Source organism: Marinobacter sp. CP1 (assembly GCF_001266795.1).
In the GTDB taxonomy this organism is placed as follows: domain Bacteria; phylum Pseudomonadota; class Gammaproteobacteria; order Pseudomonadales; family Oleiphilaceae; genus Marinobacter; species Marinobacter flavimaris.
This window is the reverse complement of the sequence record NZ_CP011929.1, coordinates 3,369,844-3,395,449: the sequence shown is the minus strand read 5'-3', so window position 1 is coordinate 3,395,449 and position 25,606 is coordinate 3,369,844. Positions and strand designations below refer to the sequence as shown.

At 56.6% G+C, this 25,606-nt stretch carries 25 protein-coding genes; 10 read left to right on the top strand and 15 right to left on the bottom strand.

Annotated elements, in window-relative coordinates:
- Positions 1 to 65: 65 nt before the first annotated feature.
- On the bottom strand, positions 66 to 1,169 hold the full coding sequence (locus tag ACP86_RS15685; RefSeq protein WP_008175930.1) for an AI-2E family transporter: 1,104 nt from the start codon (positions 1,167 to 1,169) through the stop codon (positions 66 to 68).
- On the opposite strand from ACP86_RS15685, the gene ACP86_RS23505 reads away from it, so the two are divergent.
- On the top strand, positions 1,168 to 1,293 hold the full coding sequence (locus ACP86_RS23505; protein WP_264752422.1) for a hypothetical protein: 126 nt from the start codon (positions 1,168 to 1,170) through the stop codon (positions 1,291 to 1,293). The genes ACP86_RS15685 and ACP86_RS23505 overlap by 2 nt on opposite strands.
- Before the next feature lie 18 nt (positions 1,294 to 1,311).
- Here the strand turns inward: ACP86_RS23505 and ACP86_RS15680 are convergent, their stop codons facing one another.
- The gene (locus ACP86_RS15680; RefSeq protein WP_053114707.1) at positions 1,312 to 2,010 is read right to left on the bottom strand and encodes a DUF3592 domain-containing protein; all 699 of its coding nucleotides are present in this window, start codon (positions 2,008 to 2,010) and stop codon (positions 1,312 to 1,314) included.
- A gap of 211 nt (positions 2,011 to 2,221) precedes the next feature.
- Here ACP86_RS15680 and ACP86_RS15675 point away from each other — a divergent pair, with 211 nt between their 5' ends.
- Positions 2,222 to 3,073, top strand: a complete 852-nt coding sequence (locus ACP86_RS15675; RefSeq protein WP_053114706.1) for a formylglycine-generating enzyme family protein — start codon at positions 2,222 to 2,224, stop codon at positions 3,071 to 3,073.
- Here the strand turns inward: ACP86_RS15675 and ACP86_RS15670 are convergent.
- The 9 genes from ACP86_RS15670 to ACP86_RS15630 form a co-directional block, all read right to left on the bottom strand.
- Positions 3,070 to 5,739 carry a LysM peptidoglycan-binding domain-containing protein gene (locus ACP86_RS15670; protein ID WP_053114705.1) on the bottom strand — a complete coding sequence of 890 codons (2,670 nt, stop codon included), beginning with the start codon at positions 5,737 to 5,739 and terminating at the stop codon, positions 3,070 to 3,072. The genes ACP86_RS15675 and ACP86_RS15670 overlap by 4 nt on opposite strands.
- Entirely contained in the window at positions 5,726 to 6,586 is an 861-nt protein-coding gene (locus ACP86_RS15665; RefSeq protein WP_053114704.1) for a DUF4123 domain-containing protein, read from the bottom strand. Before ACP86_RS15665 ends, ACP86_RS15670 begins: the two co-directional genes overlap by 14 nt.
- Positions 6,555 to 8,669 carry a type VI secretion system Vgr family protein gene (locus tag ACP86_RS15660; RefSeq protein WP_176443090.1) on the bottom strand — a complete coding sequence of 705 codons (2,115 nt, stop codon included), beginning with the start codon at positions 8,667 to 8,669 and terminating at the stop codon, positions 6,555 to 6,557. The genes ACP86_RS15665 and ACP86_RS15660 overlap by 32 nt, the downstream gene beginning before the upstream one ends.
- Positions 8,670 to 8,801: 132 nt before the next feature.
- On the bottom strand, positions 8,802 to 9,134 hold the full coding sequence (locus tag ACP86_RS15655) for a hypothetical protein (protein ID WP_053114703.1): 333 nt from the start codon (positions 9,132 to 9,134) through the stop codon (positions 8,802 to 8,804).
- Positions 9,135 to 9,137: 3 nt separating this feature from the next.
- On the bottom strand, positions 9,138 to 10,025 hold the full coding sequence (gene mmsB / locus ACP86_RS15650; RefSeq protein ID WP_053114702.1) for a 3-hydroxyisobutyrate dehydrogenase: 888 nt from the start codon (positions 10,023 to 10,025) through the stop codon (positions 9,138 to 9,140).
- A gap of 27 nt (positions 10,026 to 10,052) precedes the next feature.
- Positions 10,053 to 11,123, bottom strand: coding sequence for an enoyl-CoA hydratase/isomerase family protein (locus tag ACP86_RS15645; protein ID WP_053114701.1), 1,071 nt, complete (start codon positions 11,121 to 11,123; stop codon positions 10,053 to 10,055).
- Between the two features lie 33 nt (positions 11,124 to 11,156).
- Positions 11,157 to 11,936, bottom strand: a complete 780-nt coding sequence (locus ACP86_RS15640; RefSeq protein ID WP_008175944.1) for an enoyl-CoA hydratase — start codon at positions 11,934 to 11,936, stop codon at positions 11,157 to 11,159.
- Between the two features lie 62 nt (positions 11,937 to 11,998).
- A complete protein-coding gene (locus ACP86_RS15635; RefSeq protein WP_053114700.1) occupies positions 11,999 to 13,165 on the bottom strand; it encodes an acyl-CoA dehydrogenase family protein in 1,167 nt (388 codons plus the stop codon).
- A 93-nt stretch (positions 13,166 to 13,258) separates the two neighbouring features.
- On the bottom strand, positions 13,259 to 14,752 hold the full coding sequence (locus ACP86_RS15630; RefSeq protein ID WP_008175948.1) for a CoA-acylating methylmalonate-semialdehyde dehydrogenase: 1,494 nt from the start codon (positions 14,750 to 14,752) through the stop codon (positions 13,259 to 13,261).
- A gap of 162 nt (positions 14,753 to 14,914) precedes the next feature.
- Here ACP86_RS15630 and ACP86_RS15625 point away from each other — a divergent pair, with 162 nt between their 5' ends.
- The 3 genes from ACP86_RS15625 to ACP86_RS15615 all read left to right on the top strand — a co-directional run bounded on the left by ACP86_RS15625 (position 14,915) and on the right by ACP86_RS15615 (position 17,270).
- Entirely contained in the window at positions 14,915 to 15,790 is an 876-nt protein-coding gene (locus tag ACP86_RS15625; RefSeq protein WP_053114699.1) for an AraC family transcriptional regulator, read from the top strand.
- Positions 15,791 to 15,893: 103 nt separating this feature from the next.
- Positions 15,894 to 16,322 (top strand): SRPBCC family protein, encoded by a 429-nt coding sequence (locus ACP86_RS15620; RefSeq protein ID WP_008175952.1) that lies wholly within the window; start codon positions 15,894 to 15,896, stop codon positions 16,320 to 16,322.
- Positions 16,323 to 16,469: 147 nt separating this feature from the next.
- A complete protein-coding gene (locus ACP86_RS15615; RefSeq protein WP_008175954.1) occupies positions 16,470 to 17,270 on the top strand; it encodes an MBL fold metallo-hydrolase in 801 nt (266 codons plus the stop codon).
- On the opposite strand, the gene ACP86_RS15610 is transcribed toward ACP86_RS15615, so the two are convergent.
- A complete protein-coding gene (locus ACP86_RS15610; protein ID WP_227507733.1) occupies positions 17,267 to 17,890 on the bottom strand; it encodes a tetratricopeptide repeat protein in 624 nt (207 codons plus the stop codon). The two genes, ACP86_RS15615 and ACP86_RS15610, sit on opposite strands and share 4 nt — an antisense overlap.
- Positions 17,891 to 18,094: 204 nt before the next feature.
- Here ACP86_RS15610 and ACP86_RS15605 point away from each other — a divergent pair, with 204 nt between their 5' ends.
- Complete coding sequence (locus tag ACP86_RS15605; RefSeq protein WP_008175958.1) at positions 18,095 to 18,820, top strand: YebC/PmpR family DNA-binding transcriptional regulator; 726 nt, start codon at positions 18,095 to 18,097, stop codon at positions 18,818 to 18,820.
- Positions 18,821 to 18,857: 37 nt separating this feature from the next.
- Positions 18,858 to 19,604 carry a glutamine amidotransferase gene (locus ACP86_RS15600; RefSeq protein ID WP_008175960.1) on the top strand — a complete coding sequence of 249 codons (747 nt, stop codon included), beginning with the start codon at positions 18,858 to 18,860 and terminating at the stop codon, positions 19,602 to 19,604.
- A gap of 21 nt (positions 19,605 to 19,625) precedes the next feature.
- Here the strand turns inward: ACP86_RS15600 and ACP86_RS15595 are convergent, their stop codons facing one another.
- The 3 genes from ACP86_RS15595 to ACP86_RS15585 are packed head-to-tail and all read right to left on the bottom strand — an operon-like array spanning position 19,626 to position 22,394.
- Positions 19,626 to 19,976: an FHA domain-containing protein gene (locus ACP86_RS15595; protein WP_008175962.1), complete on the bottom strand. Its 351-nt coding sequence runs from the start codon at positions 19,974 to 19,976 to the stop codon at positions 19,626 to 19,628.
- Between the two features lie 10 nt (positions 19,977 to 19,986).
- A complete protein-coding gene (locus tag ACP86_RS15590; RefSeq protein ID WP_008175964.1) occupies positions 19,987 to 20,742 on the bottom strand; it encodes a protein phosphatase 2C domain-containing protein in 756 nt (251 codons plus the stop codon).
- On the bottom strand, positions 20,742 to 22,394 hold the full coding sequence (locus tag ACP86_RS15585; RefSeq protein WP_053114697.1) for a serine/threonine-protein kinase: 1,653 nt from the start codon (positions 22,392 to 22,394) through the stop codon (positions 20,742 to 20,744). The genes ACP86_RS15590 and ACP86_RS15585 overlap by 1 nt, the downstream gene beginning before the upstream one ends.
- 159 nt (positions 22,395 to 22,553) lie before the next feature.
- Between ACP86_RS15585 and ACP86_RS15580 the strand changes: the two genes are divergently transcribed.
- From ACP86_RS15580 to ACP86_RS15570, 3 genes are all read left to right on the top strand, one after another.
- Positions 22,554 to 24,002, top strand: a complete 1,449-nt coding sequence (locus ACP86_RS15580; RefSeq protein WP_008175968.1) for a phospholipase D family protein — start codon at positions 22,554 to 22,556, stop codon at positions 24,000 to 24,002.
- A gap of 19 nt (positions 24,003 to 24,021) precedes the next feature.
- Positions 24,022 to 25,086, top strand: coding sequence for a carboxysome shell carbonic anhydrase domain-containg protein (locus ACP86_RS15575; protein ID WP_053114696.1), 1,065 nt, complete (start codon positions 24,022 to 24,024; stop codon positions 25,084 to 25,086).
- Positions 25,087 to 25,192: 106 nt separating this feature from the next.
- Positions 25,193 to 25,594 carry a PA2779 family protein gene (locus tag ACP86_RS15570; protein WP_041645035.1) on the top strand — a complete coding sequence of 134 codons (402 nt, stop codon included), beginning with the start codon at positions 25,193 to 25,195 and terminating at the stop codon, positions 25,592 to 25,594.
- Positions 25,595 to 25,606: the final 12 nt, after the last annotated feature.

Here is a 25,606-nt window from a genome sequence, read left to right as displayed (position 1 = left end):
TATTCAAAGAGGATAGGTGAGTTTACCGGGCGTGTCAGTGCGTGTTGCGGGTATCCATTATCAGACTACCGGGCAATCACTTTATAGACAGGACGCAGCTTGGGAATCTGCTTGAGTACCACCTGGATGACCGTCATCAGAGGCACCGCCAGTAGCACGCCCACCGGCCCCCAGAGCCAGCCCCAGAAGAAGATCGAGACGAAGATGATCACCGGATTGATCGCCATCCGAAAGCCGTGAATCCAGGGTTCGATAAAGAATCCGACCAGCGTGGTCAAACCGAGGAAGCCAAGTGGCGCAATGGCCATCATCCAGAACTCATCAAGGCTAATGGCAGAGACAATCGTCAGCATGGAGATAGAGAGAATAACCCCCAGATAGGGAATGAACCGGGCAAGCCCGGCGACCAGTCCCCACACAGCCGGATCCGGCAGCCCGACGGCCCAGCAGATCAGGCCCGTTGTGGTGCCGACGGCCAGATTACTCAGGCCGAGAACGCCCAGGTACTGGGCAATCTGATGCTGAGAATCGTGGGTAATCCGAAGCACAGTTTTCCGCTGATCAATGGGCAACTGACGGACAAAGTTCTTGATCAGACGATCACCGCTCACCAACAGGAAATAGGTCAATGCGAGCGCCAAAGCCAGACCAGCGATGCCGTTCCGGGCTTTGGTCATCAACTGGTTGCGCCAGGAATCCGTCTGCAGAACAACCGTCGTTGGCTGTTGCCTTTCTGACTCCGAGAGCTCCTCAACGGACTTTTCAACCTGTTCCGCAGACTCGGAGACTCTGGCGATCTGGCGACTGATTTCGCTCTCGCCCACCAGCAGCCTCGATATCCCCTGGGGCACTTCCTCAACCCATTTGAGGGCAGGCGTCGCGACGGCCAGTGTAATGCCGACGATGCCGGCGAGCACCAGGAGCACAAACACCAGGGAGCTGATCATCCGGGGAACCCGCCACTTAACGTATGCCTTCTTGACCAGGGGCGAGAGCAGCAGGCTCGTCATTACCGCAAGAATGATGGGCAGGACAATCTGATGAGCCACGTACAGGGTGTACAGGATTCCCAGGCCGAACAAACCGTATATCGGCGTGGCAAGATCCGATGAAATCAGCAGGCGCTTGTTCTCACCCGCCGGTTCCTTATTTGTGGATTGGTCTTCCATGATGAAGCCTGTATACCGTGAAAAAAAGCTGGCCCGGAAAATCCAGGCCAGTGTTAAAAACGGTCAGTCTACCTTCACCATGGCGCGAGCGCACCCGGGAGAGGGTTACGCGGGGTTCACTTGAGTCGTATTCAGCGCCCGATCAGCTCGCCATCTTTGGCAAAAAGGAGGTGTCCACCCAATACCGCTTGGGGTTTGTGGGATTGATGTAAACGGGAATGGACTCGCTCTGGATATGGTCCGAAGGATCAAACCAGAGGTTGCCGCTCCTGAAGACATGGATATCGGAGGTGACCGGATTCTGCCACTGGCAAACGATCTGATAGGGGCTCTTACCGTTCATGACGATCATCTGGTTCTTTTCGACACCCTGAAACATACCCTGAACCCGTTGCCCGGTTTTGCGAAGTTTGGCAGCCCCACTGTTCCTGACAGCGGGCACAACAAACATACCGGCTCCAACCATAAAGAAAACACCGCCCAAACCGCCTACGATCAGGGTGACTCCCCACAGCGAAAAGAATCCATCGATTCTTGCAGACTCAGCATTGCCGGGCATGAACAACACACGAACCGTCTCTCCGCGACTGTAACTCGGAGGGTTGCTGCCGCTGGATGAGAGGAACTCTGTGAGCCTGCCTTTTTCGTCTTCAAAACGGACGAGAGGATAGTAGGTATTGGAATCACTGGATCGTGATCGAATCAGGTCGGTTACAACGCCCGGCTTGGCTGTCGCGGTTTCAAGAAAGGTTGAAGTGCTCTGGAAAGAGAAAAAGGCGCCGACAAGCATGCCGACACCCACGAGTGAAAAAATCACCCGCAGCGTATTGAAGGTTTTCATATCAGTTCCCTTGAAGATTGCTTCCTTGCCCGAAAACACCCTGTTTTCGGAACTCGGAATTATACTCGATTCAACAAGGCTTGAAAGTCACAAGATGAGACGCGGTTCCTCCAATCCATACAAACTATCTCTATGGTAATTCTGTTGCTCCAAGCAAGTTGATAGAATATTCCCAACACATGGAGTGTTAACCCCATTGCACGGAGCAAGCATGCGTTACCTCGTTTTTTCTTCTCTTGTTGTCACTTCTGCCCTTTCCGGTTGTAGCCTTTATTACGAGTCCCAGGCAAAAGACATGATTCAGCGTCAGATGGACGCCATGGTTTTTGTGGAAGGTGGGGAGTTTATGATGGGGAACCCCGGGGGGTGGAGTGTTCGCAGCGATACCATTCCGGCACACCGTGTCATCGTTGATGATTTTTATATTCAGAAATACGAGGTGACACAAGGGGATTTCGAGTTGTTTATGGATGTGACTAACTACAAACACTCGAACAATTCTTATGAAATTCTCAGGGAAGAACATCCAGAACGCTTCCAGCCGAACCTACCAGCGGTGGTATCGTGGACGGATGCATCGGAGTTTTGCAGGTGGCTGGGGTCTCAAGCTGATAGCAATATTCGACTTCCGACCGAGGCGCAATGGGAATATGCAGCCCGGAGCGGCGGCAAAATGTTGCGTTATGCAACTGCGAACGGACATGCAGAGGAAGGAGTAACCATGGCGGCACTCCCGACTCAGTATCGAGAGCAGAGAAAAACGCTCCCAAAGCCGCCAGGAACCTTCCCTGCGAACCCACTTGGCCTTTACGACATGTCGGGTAATGCTGCTGAATGGGTGAGAGATTATTATCGCGCCGATTACTATGACCGCTCGCCCATAAATAACCCAGAAGGGCCCGAGAACCCAATCATAGAAAGCTGGAGCAACGAGCCCTTCAGGGTCCTTCGAGGCGGCGATTTTAGAGACTTCTCAGGCAACACAACCGTAACAAGGCGCAAAGCCATAGAACGGGTAACAAACGAGTCCACTGGTTTTCGCTGCTCCTTCTCGGGAAATTAAACTACTGAAGCGAGCCAACTCTCAACCCTTTCAGATTGCGTCGATTGAAACAATCGACGCGGGAAGAACTTGTAATAGTTGCTCATTAAATCTTGGAGCGACCCCTTTCCTGACTCATTCCCAATTCGCTTGAGAACTTCTATGAGCTCTCGGTGACTACTAATTGTTTCAAAGACCTCAATCATAGCTTGCGTTGCGATGTCACGATGCGGATCCACTTGACCAAAAACCGGCTTACTATCTCGGATCATTATCGTCAGCAATTGTGATTTGGCAGAAGGAGTCAGTACCCCCAGTCGATTATTTTTCAGCACACGCTGTGCGACTTTTCGTACCTCTTCATCTGCTTGATGAAGCGAACGCCAGAATTCCGATAAAGTATCTGCTCCCTTCGCAACTAGCGACGAAAAAGCATCTTCACTGCAAGCAAATATACCCAAGAGTCGAGATAAACTGTCAAAGGCTTCTTCCGAAATCCAGTCTAAAAAGCGAAAATCGCTCTGCTCGAGCGACCACCTGACAAACTTAACCAACTCCCATATCTGCTCAGCATTCAGTTCCGCAGCAATGCCCCCACTCCCGCCGGGGCCAAGAACCAGACTACCTTTGAAAAAGGCCACAAGCTTGCTCTCGCGAAGTTCAATTTTGTAATCAAAACCAAAACCGATTCCGGATGAAACCGCAATTTCTGGCTTTACCTCAGCCAACAATTCAAACTCAGGATCCCCCCCTGTTTGATCATCAGTCGCTCCATCAACTTCCTCATAAGCAGCCTTCCACTTAACCCCAAATCTGGCTTCATTACTTACGGTTGCGCCAGCAAAAGCTTGCCCGTTGGTCTGGCCAGAGACACCAACATCCCCGGGTGCGCTGGACAACTTTGCATTTGCTGCGAGAGACAGACAGGCACCCGCAAACCCCTGAATCCGGTATTCCGCGTCTGCCCTGAAGTATCCACAATGGAGCTTTATCGAGTTTCCCTGATGATTTTCGTACTCGAGGAGCACCTTTGCTCCGGTCTCATCCGGCAGCCTGGCGGCAAAGGTCGCCTCACCCTGCAGGAGACTGTACGTTCCTTGCATTTGGGTACCAATATAGGCTTGGCCCTTTTCGGGCTCGTAGTTGGCCTCCAGGCTGCACTGCGCGGCAAACCGGAACATCTGTGCTTCGGCACCTGCGGCGAAACGACCATCTTCGGTTGAAGCTTCTTTTTTAAATAATTCAATTTCCAACTGGTTAAAGAAGTTGTCCTCTTTGCTCTTCCACTCAGCAAACTTCACCTTGAGCGACCGGTCGTTCTTCAGGCCGTTTTTCGCCTCGTCCCAGGCCCGCTCAAAGTCAGCAGCACTCATAACTGCTCGAACATCCGAAGCCCTAAGCGGCTTCCAGTTAGTGCGTAATTGATTCAGAACCTCTTGGCGGGCGTAGCGGTAACCTGCGCCACCAGTGTGCTTAAGTTCAACTAGAGGCTGGGACTTCATAGAACCGAGGTTCGGCTTTGCGAGAACATCGACAGCCGAAGGTGGACTGGTTTCCACCAAACGCCTCAGGGTTTTCTCTATATCCACGATGAGTTCTCGTCGCTCCTGCTGTTCCTTACGGTGCTTTTCAACTTCGTCGTGGTGGATTATGTTCCAAAGCCGGACAGCCCAGGACACTCTCGCGGCATATTCGCTGACGTAATCCATGTAGGGAATTAGCTCATCATCGAGTTCGTTCAGTCGCTTTTTTTTGTCTACCAAAGACTGAATATCAGCCTCTGCAATGAAATCTGGCCAGCGGGTGTATTTCTTCAGTTCCCGGGCTTCATGCCCGAGCCGTTGCACTCGGTGGCTATCTGCGTCCTGATCACTCTGAACCATCCGATACTGAAGCTCAGCCTCCAAAGCCGCCCTGAGGAACCTGAGCCTCTCATCCATTTCATCAAAGTCTTGCTTGCTGGCTTCGGTTATCAGCTCGTGAGCCTCAACCTTTGCCTTCACGCCAGGCAGTGTCGCTTCCAGTTCGGCACAAAGCGTTGTGAAAACTTTTACTGAGAGCAGGTCTTTCCTGTCTGTAAGGTTGGCTTGACTCGCGGGAAACAGAATCTGGCTTCGGATCTGATTGATCTCATATTCAATCCGTTTTTCTCTACGACGCTGATGCTCGAGTCGTTGTCGCTCTCGTTTCCAGCGGGCCTCGTAGTCATTGAGCAGCTCCTTTGCTGTCGAACTTTGCTCAGTTTCGGGGAGTGCCCCCAACTCTCGAAGGCTGTCCCACGCCTTTTCGCGCGCAGCAGGTATATCCTCTACGGGCCCCGCTTCCGCTTCCTTTAGCTCAATCAAGGGCTCGTTGAGAGTCTCAATCTCACCAATCAGATCCTTCAGCTGAGTGCGACTAAGCGCATAGACAGTGTCTTCCTCACCAGTGACGTGGACAAGCGCTTCGCACTCAATTGAACACTGAGAGCATTCAAGATGATCTTTCGTATCATCATTAGCCGATTGCGCTGCCGGAAAAGCCTTTTGGTCTACGGAGTTTTCAGGGACAGTGAGATTCCATCCAGCTTCAATGTGATTCACATCCTTGATGATCGGATTCTCATTTTTGATCGCACTCAACGAAACCTGATACTTCGAAGCAATAGCTGAAAGCGTTTCCCCTGACTGAACTTTATGCTGTGGCATCCGTGCCCTCCAATATACGTTCCATCGCGTTCATACGGTCCGCCGGCGTCATCTCCGGGGCTTTCATAACTTTCTGAAAATCTGACGTCCCAACCAGATCAGAGCCAATGCGGATGCAAAGTCGCAACCAACGCTCTTGTAAAGAAGCGCTTTCAAAACCAAGTTTCGAAGCTCTCTGAAGCTGCTCCAAAACCCAGACTCTTCGGTCTCCGCTTTCAGGCAAATAATCCCGATAGACTTGCTCATAAGCCATTGCACGATCAGCCAATCTATAGGGCGGCAACGCGGATAGTTCAGACTGAACCAACGAGGGTTGTTCGGGGAGTTCTGTCTTTCCGGCTTTATCAGGCGACTGGTATGCTTGCCACTCCGACCCGCTATGCCAGTAGATTGTTACTCCGGCATTCACGATCGGTTTTGCTCGTCCTGTAAAAGCCGCCAGCAATGGACGAAAAGACCTTGGATCGTAAAATCGAAACAGTCGCTCATCTGACTTTGCAAGTGCTAGCAACCATCCCTGAGCCCAATTAAAAACGCACGTCGAGCTTTCCGGCGAATCAATGAGGACTCCCAGCGGCACAAAGCTCAATCGCTCTTTAAGCTTTCTATGAAATCGGGTGTCTCCATTGAGCGCCAGAAGTATGGGTCCTTGCTTCCATGAGGCCTGCCATCGGGTATTCTCCAGAAGACTCCACCACTGAACCGATCCATGCTGGTCAGCTTCGTAAAGAAATCTGAGGAAGCTATCATCGACCGCGAGGTCAATGACGGCAAAGTCCGCGCTGGAGGGTTCCTGGGCCAACAAATCCAGGCTATCAAGCGTGCTGATGTAGTTTGCAGCGTCCATTCTCATCAAACTCACAATCGGAAACGACAGGCGCTCCCTGGTTGGCTGATTCCTTCAGCAATGTTGAGTGATCTGCCAAAACCTGCGGAGCACTCTTTCCGTTACCACGTTGGGTGGTTTCTTCAAGCTGCGAAACCTCCGAGCCTCCGGTTAAGCCAGCAATCACGGCAGGCAGCTCCGGGACTTTATATGCCACCCCACTCCCACTCGCAGGCCCACCGCCAGAGTTCATGCGCACCGAAGGCCCGGAGACCGTAACGCCACTGGGATCCAGCTTCAGAAAGCTACCACCTGCTTTGAGTGTGAGTTCGGCGCCAGCCTCGATTACGACTTTCATACCCGCTTTGTGGTGGATCTCGGTGCCAGCTTCAACGAGCTGGTTTTTGCCCTGTTTGCTGTGAAGACTGCCACCGATGGAGAGGCTGTAATCACTCCCGACCGACTCACGCTGTTCGCCATCGACAGTGCGGTGCTCATTGCCTTTGACGTGACTGAAATCGTTGTTTTCGACCGTGCGGTGACTGTCGTTCCGAATCACCTCCGTGCGGTTGTTCTCGGTGAGCAGGTCCAGGTCTTTCTGGGCGTGGACGTAGATCTGTTCCTGGTCCGCCTCATCCTCAAACCGCAGTTCGTTGCTGCCCTCGCCCTTGTGGGTTTTGGTTTTCAGGGTGGTGCGGGTTTTGTGCTCCGGCAGCCCATAGGGTGGCGTGTTGGTGATGTGATGGGTTCGCCCGGTGATGATGGGCTGGTCCGGGTCGCCGTCCAGGAAGGAGACAATTACTTCGTGGCCGATTCGTGGCAAGGCCATGAAGCCATACTGGCCGCCGGCCCAGCCCTGACTGACTCGGAGCCAGGCGCTGCTGTGTTCGTCGTTTTTCGAGTAGCGATCCCAAGGGAAACGGACTTTGACCCGGCCATGTTCATCGCAGTGGATCTCTTCGCCTTCCGGGCCTGTGACAATCGCAATTTGCGGGCCGTCCATCAGAGGACGATGGGGCGTTCGGGGACGCCAGGTCAGGTCTGCAGGTATGGCATTGAACCGGTTGTGATAGGTGGTGGGTTCGCTGCCGCCCTCCTCTTCCAGGGCCTGGGGCTGGGTGCCGGTGTGAGTGACTGCGGTCAGCAGCCATTCCCGATTCAGAGCGTCGCTGTCGTGCTCCTTCAGCTCAACCTTGGCGCCGGCGCTGAAGTCCGGGCGATTGCTCTCACCGGATGCGGTACTGGCATCATTGCGGAGGGATTGCAGTCTGGCTTCGGTAAACGGCTGGCCACTGGCATCGGCCTTGAAGCGGCCGGGGTAATCGTAGTGCTGGTAATCTTCACGGTGCTTCAAGTCGCCGGAAGCATGCTGATGCATCAAAGCATAGGCGGGATTCTTAAAGGTATAATCCTTCATGGCCACAGAGGCCACCCGCACCCGCTCTTCATATCGAAATCGGCACACGACCGGGCGCCTGCTGCTGCCGCCGGCTTTGGCGTTATATTCTGCCGGCTCCAGCTTCGGTGCATCGCCATGATGGTCGGCGATTACAAGCGCCGGCTGTGTGTCTGCGTCCACGCTCCCGTGTTCATACCTGTAATGCCAGCCCTCTTCAGCCGCGAGACGTTCGAGGAAGGCCAGGTCGCTTTCTCGATGCTGAACACAATACTCCCGCTGCTCTGGAGTGCGTTTCAGATCGAAAACCGAGTCGATAATGCCGCGCTCTTCCAGCAAGGTACCCACGATGGTATCGCTGCTTTGGGTCTGGAAAATCCGGCTGTTGTGCATCAGTCCCAGACGCCAGAGCGGCGACTGAATATTCAGTTCATAGCGGGTGCGCCGGTGACCGGCATCGCCCCGAACAAATTCGTTGACCACACCGGTGAAGCGCCTTAGAGGCTCGCCATCCTGCCAGACCACAAGATCCACCGGTTGCTCAAGAATTTCCGCTGCCTGAATTGAGGGATCGGTACTGGCCAGCTCAAGCCGACCGTGAAACACCTCGGACAGGCATTCGGTCAGGGTAAAACCGACGAGTGAAAAAATATCAGAGGGGAGACCGCCAACGCGGACGGTGAACTGCAATCCATTTGCCTGGGGCATGTCTTCAATCCTTTGAAGTCATCAATCCGGATGATTCTGCTACAAAAACTGCACTATCCCTGGCAGTTCTTCCATCGTAGCGGGTGAAACATTAACAGCGTAGTCGCGGTTATTCAACGAAAAGACCGAACGTTACTCACTCGCCTCCTGGAGCGAACGATACCATTCGGCGTACGGCGTGTTCTCGATCTTGCACTGGGTATAGTCAGGTTCGTCATCAGACCACCAGACCGGCCCGCGCTCACCCAGGGCGCGCTTGGCGTGATCCACCTGTTGCCGGGCATCACGCTCCTGGCTCTCATCGCCGGACGCTTTCGCATCACGCACCATCCGGCGAGCAGCCATCAGGCGCTTGACCTGTTCCTGATACACCGATTCCGGGAGACTGGGATCCGAACAACGCCAAAGGCGCCCCTTGATCACAAGGTAGCGCTCGTCTGGCGTTTTAATCGTTTCCTTGGTCAACCTTTATTCAGGCTTGTAAAGCCGCTGAATGCTGGAGAAATCCAGGCCACCATTACCCTGCCCGGCGTGCAGCTGGAACAGGTTACGGGCGAGAGAGCCCATAGGAATGGAAGCCTGGTTCTTCACGGCGTTGTCGAACGCCAGCCCCAGATCCTTTGTCATCAGATTGACCAGGAAGCCGCCCTCGTAGTTACGTGACGCGGGTACGCCCTCCATCACACCTGGCCAGGGGTTGTAGACGTTCAACGCCCAGTTGCCGCCAGAGCTCTGCTTCATGATTTCCGAGAGCACCGCCGGATCCAGACCGTTCTTCACGCCGAGCGCAAGTGCTTCGCTGGTGCCGGACATCAGGATAGCCAGCAGCATGTTGTTGCAGATCTTGGCCACCTGGCCGGACCCATGATCACCGGCATGGAAGATGTTCTTGCCCATGGCGTCAAGAATCGGCTTGGCCTTGTTGAAGGCCTCTTCCGAGCCGCCGCAAATGAAGGTCAAGGTGCCGGCCTTGGCACCGCCAACACCGCCGGAGACGGGCGCATCGAGGAACGGGATATCCTTGGCTCGTGCAACTTCGGCAACGCCCCGGGCTGTTTCCGGAGCGATGGTGGAAGAATCAATCACCAGGGTGCCGGCCGGCAGTTTTGCCAGCAGACCATCGTCTCCCAGGTATACCGCTTCCACATGCTGGCCGGCAGGCAGCATGGTGATGACACACTCCGCGCCACTGGCTGCTTCGTGGGCGGTGCCTGCTGTTTTCGCGCCTTCGGACACCAGGGCAGCAACAGCGTCTTTGGACAGGTCGAATACGGTGACCTCGTGGCCGGCTTTTACCAGGTTTCCGGCCATTGGGCCGCCCATGTTACCGAGACCGATAAAGGTAATCTTTGCCATGTCTTTTCTCCTTGTTCTTGTAATAGATCAGCTAAAAAAATCGTCGATCCAGGCGCTGTCCATTTCGGCAAGGGACGCATAGCGCCAGCGGGGCTGCTGGTCCTTGTCGATCAGAAGCGCGCGGATGCCTTCGGCAAACTCGCCCTTGGTCAGGCACTTGGTGGAAAGCACCAGTTCCTTGTCGAGCACCTCTTTCAGGCTGTCGTGTTTACAGCCGTGCAGGTGCCGCCAGACCAAAGCCAGGGATGTGGGTGACGCACCAGCCAGGGAGCGGGTCGCTTTCGCCACCCAGCCTTCGCCACCGGACAGTTCTTTCAACTGGTTAACGGTCGCTTCCAGGGAGTCAGCATCGGTAACCCGATTGATCTCATCGAAATGAGTGCGAACCGGTGACTCCGGCATGGCGTCGGCGCTCTCACGCTCGTATTGACGCAACACACTACCGACCACTGCATGAGGATCTTCGCCCTGCCAGTTACGCTTGCACAGCTCGGCAACAACATCGGCCTTCAGATCATGCCGGATGAAGCGGTCGGCAAGGCCAGTGAAGATTGCGTCAGCGCCGTTCAGGCGAGCACCGGTCAGACCCAGGAACAAGCCGGTGCGCCCGGGGGTGCGGTTCAGGAACCAGCCCGCCGCAACATCGGGGTAGAGGCCGATGGTGATCTCGGGCATGGCAAGCTTCGATCCTTCTGTCACCACCCGGTGAGACGCGCCCTCCATAATGCCCATACCGCCACCCATTACGATGCCGTGTCCCCAGCAAACGAGCGGTTTCGGGAAAGTATGGATCAGGTAATCCAGCTCATATTCCTCGGTGAAGAATGCCTCACCCTCACTGGCACCCTGTGGCTCGGTCATGCTGCGATACAGGGCAACGATGTCGCCACCGGCACAGAACGCCTTGTCGCCCTCGGATTCCAGCCAGACGGCCTGGATTACAGGGTCCTCCACCCAACGCTTCAGTTGCGGAGTCAGCAACCGGATCATTTCCAGAGACAGCGAGTTCAGCGCTTTGGGCGTATTCAGCCGGGCCACGGCGATCAGCGCGCCATCGCCCGTCTTCCATTCTTCGAAGATAATGGGTTGATCACTCATAACAGGTCCTTGAGCCAGCCTTCAAAGCCGGCTTCAGCGGTTTTTCCATTCCGGCTTGCGCTTTTCGAGAAACGCGTTTACGCCTTCTTTCTGGTCTTCGGTAGAGAACAGCTCAACAAACAGTTCCCGCTCCATGCGCCAGCCGTCGTCGTGGCTGCGGCCATCGCGGGCGCTCATCACCAGGGTCTTGCAACGAGCCGTTGACGACGGGCTCTGCTGGCACGCCATTTCCGCCAGCTCCAGCGCCTTATCAAGGCTCTGTCCGCTCGGCACCACTTCCTCAACCAGGCCGATTCGCAGTGCCGTATCGGCCTTTACCCGCTCACCGCACAGAATCATCCGCTTGGCCCAGCCCTCACCCACCAGCCAGGGCAGGTTCTGGGTGCCGCCGGCACAGGGCAAAAGGCCAACGCCTGCTTCGGGCAGTGCCATCTGGGCATGCTCTTCGGCAATGCGGATGTCACAGGCCATGGCGCACTCCAGGCCGCCACCCATGGCGTAGCCGTTCACCGCCGCGATAGAAACACCGCGGAACCGCTGCAGCGTGGAGAAGGCCTCGCCAAAAAGCTGGCCCATCTCATTCGCCCGGGCCTTGTCGCCATCGGCGAAGGTTTTCAGATCGGCGCCGGCGGAATAGAACTTCTCGCCCTGCCCGGTCATTACCAGGGCAAAGATGTCCCGGTCTTCGTTCAGTTCCTTGACGATGTTCGTCAGGGCAATGAGGGAATCCTTCGTCCAGGTGTTGGCCGGTGGATTGTTGATGGTCAGTACCGCGATATGTCCGCGTTTTTCGAGCTGAATCAGGTCACTCATTTGCTATTCCTCATACTGAAAATGGGGTCGGATGACGATTTCATCAGACCCCATTTCTATGCTTATTGAATTGCCTCAGCCACGCCGTCATCGAGCAGGCGACGGGCAACAATCAGACGCATGATTTCGTTGGTGCCTTCCAGGATCTGGTGCACACGCAGGTCACGCAGATAGCGCTCAAGCGGGTATTCACGAATGTAGCCGTAGCCGCCGTGAAGCTGCAGGGCCTCGTTGACCACTTCGAAACAGGCATCGGTGGCGAACCGTTTGGCCATGGCACAATGCAGTGTCGCTTCCGGATCGGCGTTATCAAGCTTGAACGCGCCCAGACGAACCATCTGCCTCGCGGCAACCAGGTTGGTGGCCATGTCAGCCAGCTTGAACTGCAGAGCCTGGAAAGCCGCCAGCGGCTTACCGAACTGTTCCCGCTCGTGCATGTAGTTACGGGCACGGAGAAGAGCCGCTTGGGCACCACCAAGGGAACAGGTGGCGATATTCAGACGCCCGCCATCGAGCCCCTTCATGGCGATGGCAAACCCGTCGCCCTCGTCACCAACTCGGTTGCTGGCCGGAATACGGACATTCTCCAGGCTGATCATCCGGGTAGGCTGACTGTGCCAGCCCATTTTTTCTTCGTTCTTGCCGTAGGAAATGCCGTCGGCATCTGCGGGAATCACGAAGGTGGAAATGCCTTTATAGCCGGAATCCGGCGCTCCGGTTCGGGCCATCAAGACCAGAATATCGGTGGCCCCAGCGCCGGAAATGAATACTTTACTGCCGTTGATTATGTAGCTGTCGCCATCGCGCACGGCCTTGGTGCGAAGACTGGCCGCGTCTGAGCCGGCACCCGGCTCGGTCAGGCAGTAGGATGCGAGCCATTCGCCGCTGGCGAGTTTAGGCACGATTTCCTGCTTGAGATCATCCGACGCAAAGCTGGCGACCATCCAGGTAGCCATGTTGTGGATGGTGATAAACGCGGCGGTTGAAGGGCACGCAGCAGCGAGCTCTTCCACGATGACCGAGGTGTCCAGCCGGGACAGCCCCATGCCGCCAAGCGCTTCGGGCGTGTACATACCCATGAAGCCCATTTCGCCGGCTTCCTTCATCACATCGACCGGGAAAATATGCTCGTTGTCCCACTTCGCAGCGTGGGGCGCCATGGATTTTTCCGCGAACGCCCGCGCGGCCTTGCGAAACGCCAGCTGATCTTCGGTGAGGTTAAAGTCCATCGTTACGCTCCAGATAGAGAGGGCTTGGCATTGGGCGGGGAAAACAAGGGGCCGGAAACAGGTTCCGGCCCAAATACCCCACCTTCAACGCAATTAACGCAACTGGATAGAGAAGTTGGCTTCCGAGCTGGTCGCTTCACTGGAGAACCAGCGGGAGGTAACCGTTTTGGTTTCGGTGTAGAAGCGAACCGCCTGCTTGCCGTAGGCATGCTGGTCACCGTAGAAGGAACCCTTCCAGCCGGTGAACGAGAAGAACGGCAGGGGCACAGGAATGGGGATGTTCACGCCCACCTGGCCTACGTCGATCTCATGCTGGAAGCGACGCGCGGCACCACCGGAACTGGTAAAGATGGAGACGCCGTTGCCGTACGGGCTGTTATTTACCAGCTCGATGGCATCACCGAGGGTGTCGGTTTCCATGCAAGAGAGCACGGGACCGAAGATTTCCTCGTTGTAGATATCCATCTCGGTGGTAACACCGGAGAACAGCGTCGGGCCAACCCAGTTGCCATCGGGCAGTCCGTCTACGGTGCAGCCGCGACCATCCAGCAGAAGGTTAGCGCCCTGCGCTTCACCGGTCGCGATCAGAGACTCGATACGGTCTTTCGCTTTCGCGGAGATGATCGGGCCATAGCTGGCACCGGAATCGTTCCACGCGCCTGGACGAACTTTCGCCATGGCTTCTTTCAGCTCCGGAATCCACTGCTGGGCTTCGCCCACAAAGACCGCGACCGAAATTGCCATGCAGCGCTGGCCGGCAGCACCAACCGAGGCGCCAACCAGGGCATTGATCACCTGCTGTTTGTCAGCGTCCGGCAGGATCACCATGTGGTTCTTGGCACCGGCGAAACTCTGCACACGTTTCATGTTGCGGGTGCCGGTCTCGTAGATGTAACGACCAACAGGCACAGAACCTACAAAAGAAACGGCCTTGATGGCGGGATCAGTCAGCAGTACGTCAACCTGCTCCTTGCCACCGTGAACCACCTGCAGAACGCCCTTGGGCGCACCGGCTTCTTCAAACAGCTCGGCAAGGCGCATGGGGGTCAACGGATCCTGCTCGGAAGGCTTGAGGATAAAGGTGTTACCGCAGGCAATCGCCATTGGGAACATCCACAGCGGAATCATGGCCGGGAAGTTGAACGGCGTAATACCGGCGCACACACCCAGCGGCTGGATCCAGGAGTGGGTATCCACTTCACGGGCAACGTTCTCAACCGTCTCGCCCATCATCAGAGAAGCGACGTTTCCAGCGTGCTCAACTACTTCAATACCGCGCCAGACATCCCCTTTGGCGTCTTCAAACGTTTTGCCGGTTTCCTGCGAAAGGATTTCAGCAATCTCGTCATGATGTTTTTTCAGAAGTGCCTGATAGCGGAGCATAACCCGGGCGCGCTCGGAAACCGGCACTTCCTTCCAGGTCTTGAATACTTCACCGGCATACTTGATGGCCTGCTCCATTTCCGCATGAGTCGTGTTCGGAGCCTTGGCGATCACTTCGTTGGTGGCGGGGTTGGTAACTTCAATCCAGTCCTTGGTCTGGCTCTGGATGAATTCACCTGCAATATACAACGGTACATTTTTCATGTTGATGTCCCTGTTTGTTGTTGTGCGGGAAGCCGGCCGGAACCTGAGGGTTCCTGGCCACGTTTACCCAAAGGCTAGCACGGGATTGACCAATGGGTGATTGACTAAATTTCGCCCGTAATGGACTATCTTTCGATAAAGCTCAAAAAAACAAGACCAGAAATGACCCAAACCTCACAGTGGCCGGTGCCCAAAGACAGCATTCGCTACGTGGTGCCTGAGCCGATCATTCGACTGCTCGCGAGCCATCCACTGACCCGGGATCTCTATCCGCTGGCGTTCGGCCACTACCGGCGCGCCGTCGGCCATCACATGCATCGGGAACACCATCACGACAATCTTTTGATCTACTGCACGGAAGGCCGTGCGTTCCTGAACGTAGGCGGGGAGCCCTACACGGTGGAGGCTGGCGATCTGCTGCTTCTGCCGGCCGGTGCCAACCATCGGTATACCGCCGATCCGGACAACCCCTGGACCATTCACTGGGTGCACTACACCGGACCACTGGCAGCAGATTTTCAACACTACATGGGGTTCGCCGGCCCGACCCGGATTCGTCATTTGGGCCGGCAACCCCGGCTTCTGGTTGACTTCAATGGCCTGCTATCGGTGCGACAGACCGGTTTCCGGGCCCGCGGCCTGATCCACGCGGCCAACCGGCTTCGGCAACTGTTGGCTGCGGTTCCGATCAACGCCGACGAAACCGGGCACGAGCGGCAGGCCGAACTGGAAACCATTCACAATTATATGAGGGAGCATCTGGATGAGCGTATCAGCCTGGAGCAACTGGCCGATCTCGCCGGCCTCTCACCGGCTCATTTTGCCACCCGCTATCGGGAACAGACCGGCACCTCCCCGATCCAGCACTTCCTGCACCTGAAGGTGGAACGCGCCTGCCAGATGCTGGACACCAGCAGCCTGAGCTTCGCAGACATAAGCCGACGCCTGGGCTATGACGATGCTTACTATTTTTCGCGGCTTTTCAAAAAGGTAATGGGCCAGTCACCCCGGGACTACCGGCATACCGCCCGACACTGAACGGTCAACCCGGGCCAGATTGAAACCTGCCGCCTTCTACGACTTTTGTTGTAGGAGCCAAGGGGTTAGGCTGGGGGCATCGAATGACAAAAAGAGTGAGCCCATGGCCATGTACACCATTGAAATTGATGAAACCTTTGACGTACCCCGACGACGGGTTTTCGCCCTGTTCGCCGACCATTACCGTTTCGGAAAACTGCTGGGAGCACCGGTCAAACGAATCAAGGACAGCGATCAGGCTGATCCCAACGGCATCGGCTCCGTTCGCAAAATCGGCATCGGGCCGGTCGGTCTGGAAGAAACGGTGACCAGCTTCGAGCCGGATTCACTGATCGAATACACCATCACCAGCATGAGCCCGATCCGCAACCATCTGGGAAGAATCCGTTTCGAGGACACACCGGAAGGTCACACCCGGGTGAACTACACCATCACCTTCGAAGACATCGTACCGTTCACCGGGAAGGTCGTCAGCAGCGCCCTTGAACAGGGTATTCGCCGCGGGATCAAACGGGTACCACAGCTGGCCTGAGAGCCGGCAACAACAAATCGTTACTTGAGGAATATCAGAGAATTGACCTGAGGCAAGAGTTGGCTTTTGTCAATTTTGTAATCTCCGCGCAGCTTGCAATATCCGGCCATTCCGGCCGGATCAAACTGTATTTTGCGGGAGACCGAAATGGCAGCCGAACCCATTGTCCTGTTCGATAACGGACACCACAAATGCCTGATGTTCGATTCCCTGGTAACCGGAGAGGGCGTCCAGTCCAACCAGTTCCTGATTGTCGACGGTAAACATGAAGCACTGATCGACCCGGGTGGTGACCTCACCTACACCCCGCTGTCGGTGGCGGCATCACGCTACATGAACATCCGCGACATGGATTACGTGTTCGCCTCTCACCAGGACCCGGACATCATCGGTGCCATCGACCGCTGGATCGTTCATACCCGCGCGAAGATCGTAACTTCGAAACTCTGGGCCCGGTTCCTTCCGCACCTGGTTTCCAGCTACGTGACCAACCAGCTCAGCGGCAGCGTATACGACCGCATCGTTAGCGTTCCAGATGCCGGCGCCAATGTGAAGTTCGGGGAATCCTATCTGCAATGTCTGCCAGCCCACTTCATGCATTCGGTCGGCAACCTGCAGTTCTATGATCCGGTCTCGAAGATTCTGTTCTCGGGCGACCTGGGCGCCTCCATGGGTGGCGAGGACGATCACCTGCCAGTAAAGGACTTCGACAAGCACATACCGAGCATGATCGGCTTCCATCGGCGCTACATTGCCTCCCGGAAGGTTTGCCAACTCTGGGCGAACATGGTCCGCGACATGGATGTTTCGATGATTGTGCCCCAGCACGGCAAACGCTTCGAAGGACCGGTGATGGTTGATCGCTTCCTGAACTGGGTCAGCGATATGGAGTGCGGCATCGACCTGATGACCCAGGAAAACTACCGGCGCCCGGTCGATTACGTTTAACTGCCGGAAGGCGAGCACCGAGACCGGGGCAATTTATTCTCCGGTCCGGTACTCGGCCCCAGCGCTGACAGGAACTGCTGTGCTGAGGGCTGGCCGCCGTCAACTGCCGCCAGCCGGATCAGACACAAGCCTTCAGCCATGCGGCCTTCGTCAAAAAGGCTTTTTCCCAGCCGCCAGCGGGCATCACTGTTTCCCGCTTCCGCAGCTCGGCGATACCAACTGAGTGCTTCGTCTTTATCCAGGACGGTTCCCCTGCCCTCTTCATAGGCCATGGCCACTTCGACCATACTGATGGAATCACCACTGTCGGCTGCCCGCAGGTACCACTGGAAGGCTTTCTCCTGGTTTTGTTCAACGCCCTGCCCCTGGGCATACATGTTGGCCACATTCAGCATGCCCTGGCGGCTGCCCTCCTCTGCCAGCTCCAGATACTGCTCGAAGGCCGATTCATATTGCCCCATCTTGTAGACGACATAAGCGTTGAGAACCCGGATCATGTCCCGTGCCACCTGGTCCTGATCGCCGTTCTCGTTACCCCCGGCACTCGCCAACGAGCATGAAAAGACCAGGCACAGAAACAGCATACGAACCATTGTCTGCGTTGCGCTTTGTCTTTGCATTCTGTTCCCCGACGCCTGCCAGTTGTCCTCTCACGCTAGCAGTGGCTTGCCTATAGGTCTGTGCATCAAAAGTGCTGTCCTGCTGGCACCTTGGTATTGGCGGATCGTGAAAACCATCCCGGAACAGGGGCCAAATAAGCCTGTCCCAAACCGGCAATGTTGAGTAAAATCCGGCCTTTTCCAGAGAACCAAGAGGCAGCGCAGATGGGCAGAGCCTACCAGAACCGCAAAGAATCCATGGCCAAGACGGCTGCGGCAAAAACCAAGGTCTACAGCAAGTACGGCCGCGAGATTTACATGAGCGCCAAGTCCGGAGGCCCCGATCCCCAGGCCAACCTGTCCCTGCGCGGACTGATCGAGCGGGCCAAGAAAGACCAGGTGCCTTCGCACGTCATTGAAAAGGCCATCGACAAGGCCAAGGGTGGCGCCGGCGAAGACTATGCTGCAGCTCGCTACGAAGGCTACGGACCGGGCAACTGCATGGTGATCGTGGACTGCCTGACCGATAACCCGAACCGCACCTTTGGCGACGTGCGCCTGGCCTTCACCAAGACCAAGTGCAAGATCGGCACGCCCGGAGCCGTGTCTCACATGTTCGACCACAGCGCTATTTTTGCGTTCAAGGGCGAGGATGAAGAGGCCGTACTCGAGGCGCTGATGGAAGCGGATGTCGATGTAACCGACATCGAGAACGAAGATGGCCTGATTACCGTGTTCACACCGAACACCGAATACGCCAAGGCTCGCCAGGCACTCGTGGACGCAATCGAAGACATCGATTTTGAAGTAGATGAAATCCAGTTCCTGCCCAAAACCACCACAATGGTGGAAGGCGACGACATCCCCATGTTCGAGAAATTCCTCGACATGCTGAACGAACTGGACGACGTGCAGAACGTGTTCCACAACGCCGAACTGCCAGAGCAGTAAACAACCCGGCCCGCTGGCCTCGCAGGAAGATAGCACCATGCAACAGAACGCTCCCACAAACCGCAAGGCGCGCGTGGTGGTCCTTAAAACAGGCACCACCTACCCGGACATTCGGGCAAGGTTTGGCGATTTTGACGAGTGGTTCCTGCGCGGGTTGTCAGACGAGCTGGATATCACCGTTGCCAATGCCGAGGCCGGTGAACTGCCGGGGAATCCTGAAGACTGGGACGGCATCGTGGTGACGGGCTCCCCTGCCATGGTGAGCGACCGGGCCGAGTGGAGCGAGAACGCGGGGCGTTGGCTGGTAAAAGCCGTCAGAAGCGAAGTGCCGGTGCTTGGTGTCTGCTATGGCCACCAGTTACTGGCCCACGCGCTGGGCGGGGAAGCTGGTTACCATCCGAATGGCCGGGAAACCGGCACCCACGAGGTTGAACTCCTTCCCGAGGCAGCTTCCGATGTCCTGTTCCGGGAGCTACCGGAAAAATTTCCGGCCCAGCTGACACACCGGCAGTCCGTGCTGCGCCTGCCTGAAGGCGCGGTGTTGCTGGGACGCAACCAGTTCGAGCCTCATCAGGCTTTCAGAATTGGTCCCTGCGCCTGGGGCGTGCAGTTCCATCCAGAGTTCACGGACGCCATTATGAGCGCCTACCTGAAGGTCCAGGCGCCCGACCTGACACGGGAGGGGCTTGATGCGGAGGCCCTGATCGCCGGCGTAAAGCCAGCGCCGGATGCGTCCTCGCTGCTTTCCCGTTTCAGCAGATTTGTTCAGGATCGGATCCGGTAATTCGCGGGCCAACCGTTAGGGTCAGTCGAGGATATAGGCGGTTTTTTCCATTGCCTGCTCTTCTTCATCGATGAAACGGAACTCATTCCAGCCAATGCGCACCATGTCGTTGCTGTTGAGACGCTGGCGGTCAGCAACCCGCAATTCGTTCACAAAAGTGCCATTGGTGCTGTTGCTGTCGGTAATGTAGTAATCCACCGTACCTTCCAGATAGGCATTGGGCACCGCTTCTATCAGGGCGTGCTGGCCGCTCACAGAAATTTCATCAATCTGGATATCGTTGTCCGGGCGCCGACCGATGCGCGTTTCCGGTTGACCGAGTTCAAAGGTGTTAACAACAACGTTATCCACCAGTTGCGAAAGCGAAGCCATGTCAGTTTCCTCAATACTCCAACGTCAGTAATACCACAGACACATTGTCACCCGCCTCGTTTGCCAGGCCGGCATCAATCATTGCCTGAACCGTGCGCTCCATGCCGTCACTTTCCTTATGGATTTCAAGCCACCGGTATTCCGGAACCGAATCAGTTAACCCATCGGAACACAGCAGCAGCACATCTCCTTCATCAAGCGTTTCACGCCGATAACTGGGGGCCGCCTGCTCCACCGTTCCCACGGCCCTGGTCAGGACATTCCGGAACGGCACATTGGGCACGTCGGCCCTGGTAATGCTGCCGTCTTCCAGCATGTTCTGGACCACGGTATCGTCCCGCGTGAGACACAGCGCCTGGCTGCCACGCAGGCTGTAGCAACGGGAATCGCCAATGTGAGCAATATGCGCCTGATTGCCACTCAACCAGGCCACCACCAGTGTCGTGCCCATTTTTTCAAGTCTTGGATCCCCGGAACGGCGGCTCACTATGCGCTCATTGGCCAACCTGAAGGCCCGATCCAGTTTTCCCCGGATATCCGCATCCGTGGTGCCGCTCGAGGCACCGGCGATTTCAGGCTCAAGGGATTCGATGATGGCATCAACCGCAAGGCGACTGGCAACCTCGCCTCCCTGGTGACCGCCCATACCGTCAGCAACCACCAACAACGCCTGGTCACCCGCATCATTGATCCGCCAGTCCACCACATCCTGGTTTGATTCCCGGACGGCCCCGCGATGACTCTGGCCGGCAACGTGATATCGCATCAGGACGACACCTCCTGGCCAGCCTCACGAACGGCCAGACGACGCACGGCCTCGGCCATGGTGGCGGCACTGGCAAAGCGCTTGTCCGGCTCGCGCTGGATAGCCTTGTTGATCAGACGGACCACCCCGTTTGGCAGATCCGCGTTGAACTCGCGGACGCTGCGTGGGCGCTTGTTAAGAATCTGGTAGGTCAGGTTGGCCAGGGTATCGCCCTGATAGGGCGTTTCGCCGCTCACCAGCTTATAAAGCGTTACGCCCAGGCTGTAGATATCGGAGGCACCGGTTACCTTCTGACCCTTCAACTGCTCCGGCGACATATACAATGGGCTGCCCATTACCGCGCCGGTGCGGGTTCGCGAGTCATCGGAGATCTTGGCAATGCCGAAATCGGTGATCTTTATATCGCCATTGTCGGGATTGAAGATGATATTCCCGGGCTTGATGTCGCGGTGGACGATTTTCTGGCTGTGAGCGTAGGCCAGAGCGTCCGCCACGCGGGCAACGATATCCAGAACCCTGGGCAGGGGCAGTAACCGTCCGGTTCTGCCGAATTCACTGAGCGGACGTCCTTTCGCATAGTCCATGGCGATATAGGCGAGGTCTGCCTCCTCGCCGACGTCATACACGGTGACGATAGCCGGGTGGCTCAGGCGGCCAGCGGCTTCTGCCTCCCGGAAGAATCGCTCCTTGAGATCCTGAAGCTGTCCATCATCAAACGCCTGGTAGCTGAGAGTCTTGATGGCAACGGTACGGGCAATCTTCGGATCCTTGCCCAGATAAACCACACCCATGGCCCCTCGGCCAATCTCCCGCTCGATTTCGTACCTTCCGAGGGTCGGGCGACTAACGGCGGGCTCGGGCATCAACAGGGTGCGGGTATTGTCGAAACTCCCTCCCTGCATCAACGAGTTATCCGGCGCGAGCTTTTCCAATGCCGACAGCCTCGCGGCGGTATCCCGAAAACCTTTCTTTCGCTCCTGAATACTGCGGTAGGTGCTGACCGCCTTGTCGTACTGGCGCTTGCGCTCCTGCTGGATGGCGGCGTCGTAGCGCAGCTCGATCTCGCTTTCACAGTCGGGGCAGCGATCCAGCGCTTCGAGGGCCTCGTCTGTATGACCTTGTTGCAGAAATACCTTGGCCAGCTTCAGCCGCGCATCCCGCACATTATCTGTCAGTGCACGGATGTGTTTGCGGGGCTGCAGCCAGAACAGCATCACCACGTAACCGACCACCAGCAACGTGAGCACCACGCCAAACGGCACCCAGGCATTGCGGTAGAACATCAAAGCCGCCTGGATCACCACGAGCGAGCCACCAAGCAAAAGAGTGACCGGCAGGGAAACGGCCGCGCCCATCGCCGGAATTGCAAGCACCAGATACAGTGCCGCAATTGCCAGCCCGGCGGTCACCGCCATGTCGGACCAGAGTGGTTCCGAAAGCCCCCGATCAGCCATAGCCGGCCCGAATGCCTCCTGCGGGAGAATCGTGGCCGGGGTCGCGCCCTCTGGCACGCCGAGAATGCTGAATAGCGCACGGTCAGCCCAGCCAACGAGGGCAAGCTGGTCCCCCATGAGGGCAAACACAACAGCCAGAACGAGAATAACGGCCCGCAGACTGAACAGGCGCGGTATGAAAGAGAGTATGGCGTTCACAGGCAACTTTGTTATAAATGGTTGATCTGACTAGTTTAGAAAGCGTGGCGGAACTTCGATACAACGACCGGGGTGTTTTTTGTAAGTGTTTGTTTACCTGAGAGAGAGGTCACGTATAGTTATGCCGTCGTTTACCTCAGGGATGATGGAAATACACACATGACACTGAAGTTACTGATTCTCCTGCTGTTGCTCACCCTGGCCGGCATCGGCCTTTACCACACCCAAAAGCCACTGCCGCCAGGCATCAGCTATCGTGGAACCGCGGTGCCATTGGAGGAACCCGTCCTGCTGACAGACGTCACCCGTCACTATCAGAACGGCCGTGAGGAGCGAGACCATGAAATCTTCGACGAGGTGTTCCGGCTTGTGGGACAAGCCAACGAGTTCATTCTCATCGACATGTTTCTGTTCAACAGCACCAAGCCGGAGGATGTAGCCCACCGGCCTCTGGCTCAACAGCTCACAGAGGCCCTGCTGGCGAGAAAAGCGGAAAAACCGGAGCTATCCATTACGGTTATCTCCGACCCCCTGAACACCATGTATGGCGGCACGACCTCACCCTGGTTTCAAGCCCTGCGCGATGGTGGCATTCCGGTTGTGGAGACGGCACTCCGGCCGCTACGGGACAGTAATCCCACCTGGTCTTCAATCTGGCGGCTGTGTTGTCAGTGGTTCGGCAACAACCCCGATGGAGGCTGGCTGGACAACGCCCTGGGCACCAGGCCTGTTACCCTTCGAAGCTATCTCGCCCTACTGAACTTCAAGGCCAACCATCGCAAGCTTATGGTCGCGGATGAGGCGGGCTCCCTGAGGGCCATCGTTACCTCGGCCAACCCCCACGACGGCAGCAGCCGGCATAGCAACCTGGGGCTTAGCTTCACGGGGCCGGCGGTCTTTGATCTGCTGAAAAGCGAGCGGGCGGTTCTCGCCATGTCGGGAGCGGACACCACGCCCATTGATGAGCGAATCAGCATGGCTCCCGAAGTCACTGGAGAACCGCAGAAATCCGAAATCCCCCTGGTGGCAGTGCTGACCGAATCGGAAATCCGGGATCAGGCTCTGTCCATGATTCAAGAGGCCTCGGCCGGTGATCAGCTGGACATGGCCATGTTTTACCTCTCACATCGCGATATTGTCACAGCCCTGGTCGACGCCGCCAGACGGGGCGTTGCACTGCGAGTTCTGCTTGATGCCAACAACGAGGCCTTCGGCCACCAGAAGAGTGGCATTCCCAACAGGCAGGTCGCCATGGAACTGGTTCGCGCGGGCGTTCCGGTACGTTGGTGTAATACCCTGGGTGAGCAATGCCACACTAAACTGTTGATGTTGGCCAGAGAAAACGGCGCAACAGAACTGCTCCTGGGTTCGGCCAATTTTACCCGGCGCAATCTCGACGATCTGAATCTCGAGACCGATGTCTGGGTATCGGTGGTGGAGCAGTCACAGGTTGCGAGCGGAGCCCGGCGATTCTTTGACGAGCAATGGCAAAAAGGCCCTGGCGACGATCCGGTGATGAGCCTGCCCTACGAGCGTTGGGCCGACGAATCCAGACTTCGCTATTGGCGCTACCGGATTATGGAGGCGACCGGCCTGTCGACCTTCTGAACAGAACAGGACAAAAGCCATGACAACACCCGTGCATGCGCGCCCTATCGCAGAGCGTATCGACTGGCTGATGGAGCTCAGCCGGGCCCATTCGGCCAGCTTCTGTAGCCCGGAAAACCATCTGGCCAGGCAGCGCTACCTGGCAGAGCACAATACCCAGATCATTGCGATGAAGTGCATGGATGGCCGCATCCACCTGCCCTACGTGACCCAGACGCCTCTTGGTGTCATTCACCCGTTCCGGAACCTTGGCGGGATCTTTGAGCTGGGCTGGCCCTACCTTGGCGACATGCTGGCGGACACGGTCCAGCAAGCCGTAACCCAGGGACGACGGGTGCTGATCATCATTACCTACCACTATTCAAAAGGTTCACGGGAACGGGGCTGCGCCGGCTTTGACTGCGATCGTGAGGCCGCCATGCGCCATGCGTTCCAGATCCGAAGCCAGGTCGAGAAGCTGTTCGGAAACGGCCACCGAACGGTCTATCCCCTGGTATGTGGTTTCGAGAGCGACGAGGATGCACTGGTTCTGCACGGTAGCCAGGAGCGAACGCTGGATCTGTCTACCATTCCTGTAACGCGACTTGCCGATATGGCCTCCGAAATCGCCTCCCTTTGTCCGGATATGCCGGAACCGGTTCAGCGTGATCTGCTGCCCCTGGTTGAGGGCAATATCCGGCACGTGAACGAGATTCGGCGTTTTGACCGGGAACTGAACATAGAGCACCGGGAGTGGGTCATCTGCCTTGGCAGGGGGTTCGATTTCCTGCACGCACCCAACGTAGCCCTGATCATCGGCCCTTACAGCCCGGATCTGTCCCATCCCATCCGCCAGGCCGCCGGGATCATAAAGAGCAACATGGATAATGGACGTGTTCCGGATGATGGTTTCCTGCTGCTCTGCTCCGCGCCCTACCAGGAACCGGGCACCCAGAAGGCCCGGGCAGAACTGAAATCGGCGTTCCTGGCAGAGTTCGGTGCCAACGTTATCCGCCAGGCGTACCCAGACCTCGCCAGCCGAATGGTCGCACGCTCGGCTATACTCCATTGGCCGGAACGAAAGCTGCAGGTTTGTGAATCCTGAACGATTCGTATGTTGAGGGAACGCAACCGACTGTTTTATCGTCCGGTTAGTGCAAGATGACTAACAAACCGCTACACCGGAAGTAGCCAACGAGCAGGAGTGACCCATGTCAGGCATTCGCAAGCACTTGAGGTACGTTTCCTTTTTTATGGCCATGATGATGGCTCTTGGTTCCGTCTGGTCGGCCACCGCTACCGCCGGCATGGTTGGAACCGGCGAAATGATCGGGCAACAACAGGTTCAGCTGGACCGGCAGGAGCTGATCAGCATGCTCGACAGACAGGATGTGCAGGCCAAGTTGGCAGACCTTGGGGTCAGCCAGGACCAGGTCAAGGAACGCATCCAGAACCTCACGCCCGCGGAACTGGCGGATTTTGAACGTCAGCTCGCCGAGGCCCCTGCAGGGCAGGATGTGGTCGGCATCATTGTGTTGTTCCTGCTGGTATTCATTATCACCGATATGCTCTGTGCTACGAATGTCTTCCCGTTCGTGAACTGCATTCGATAGCGGGATCAGTGG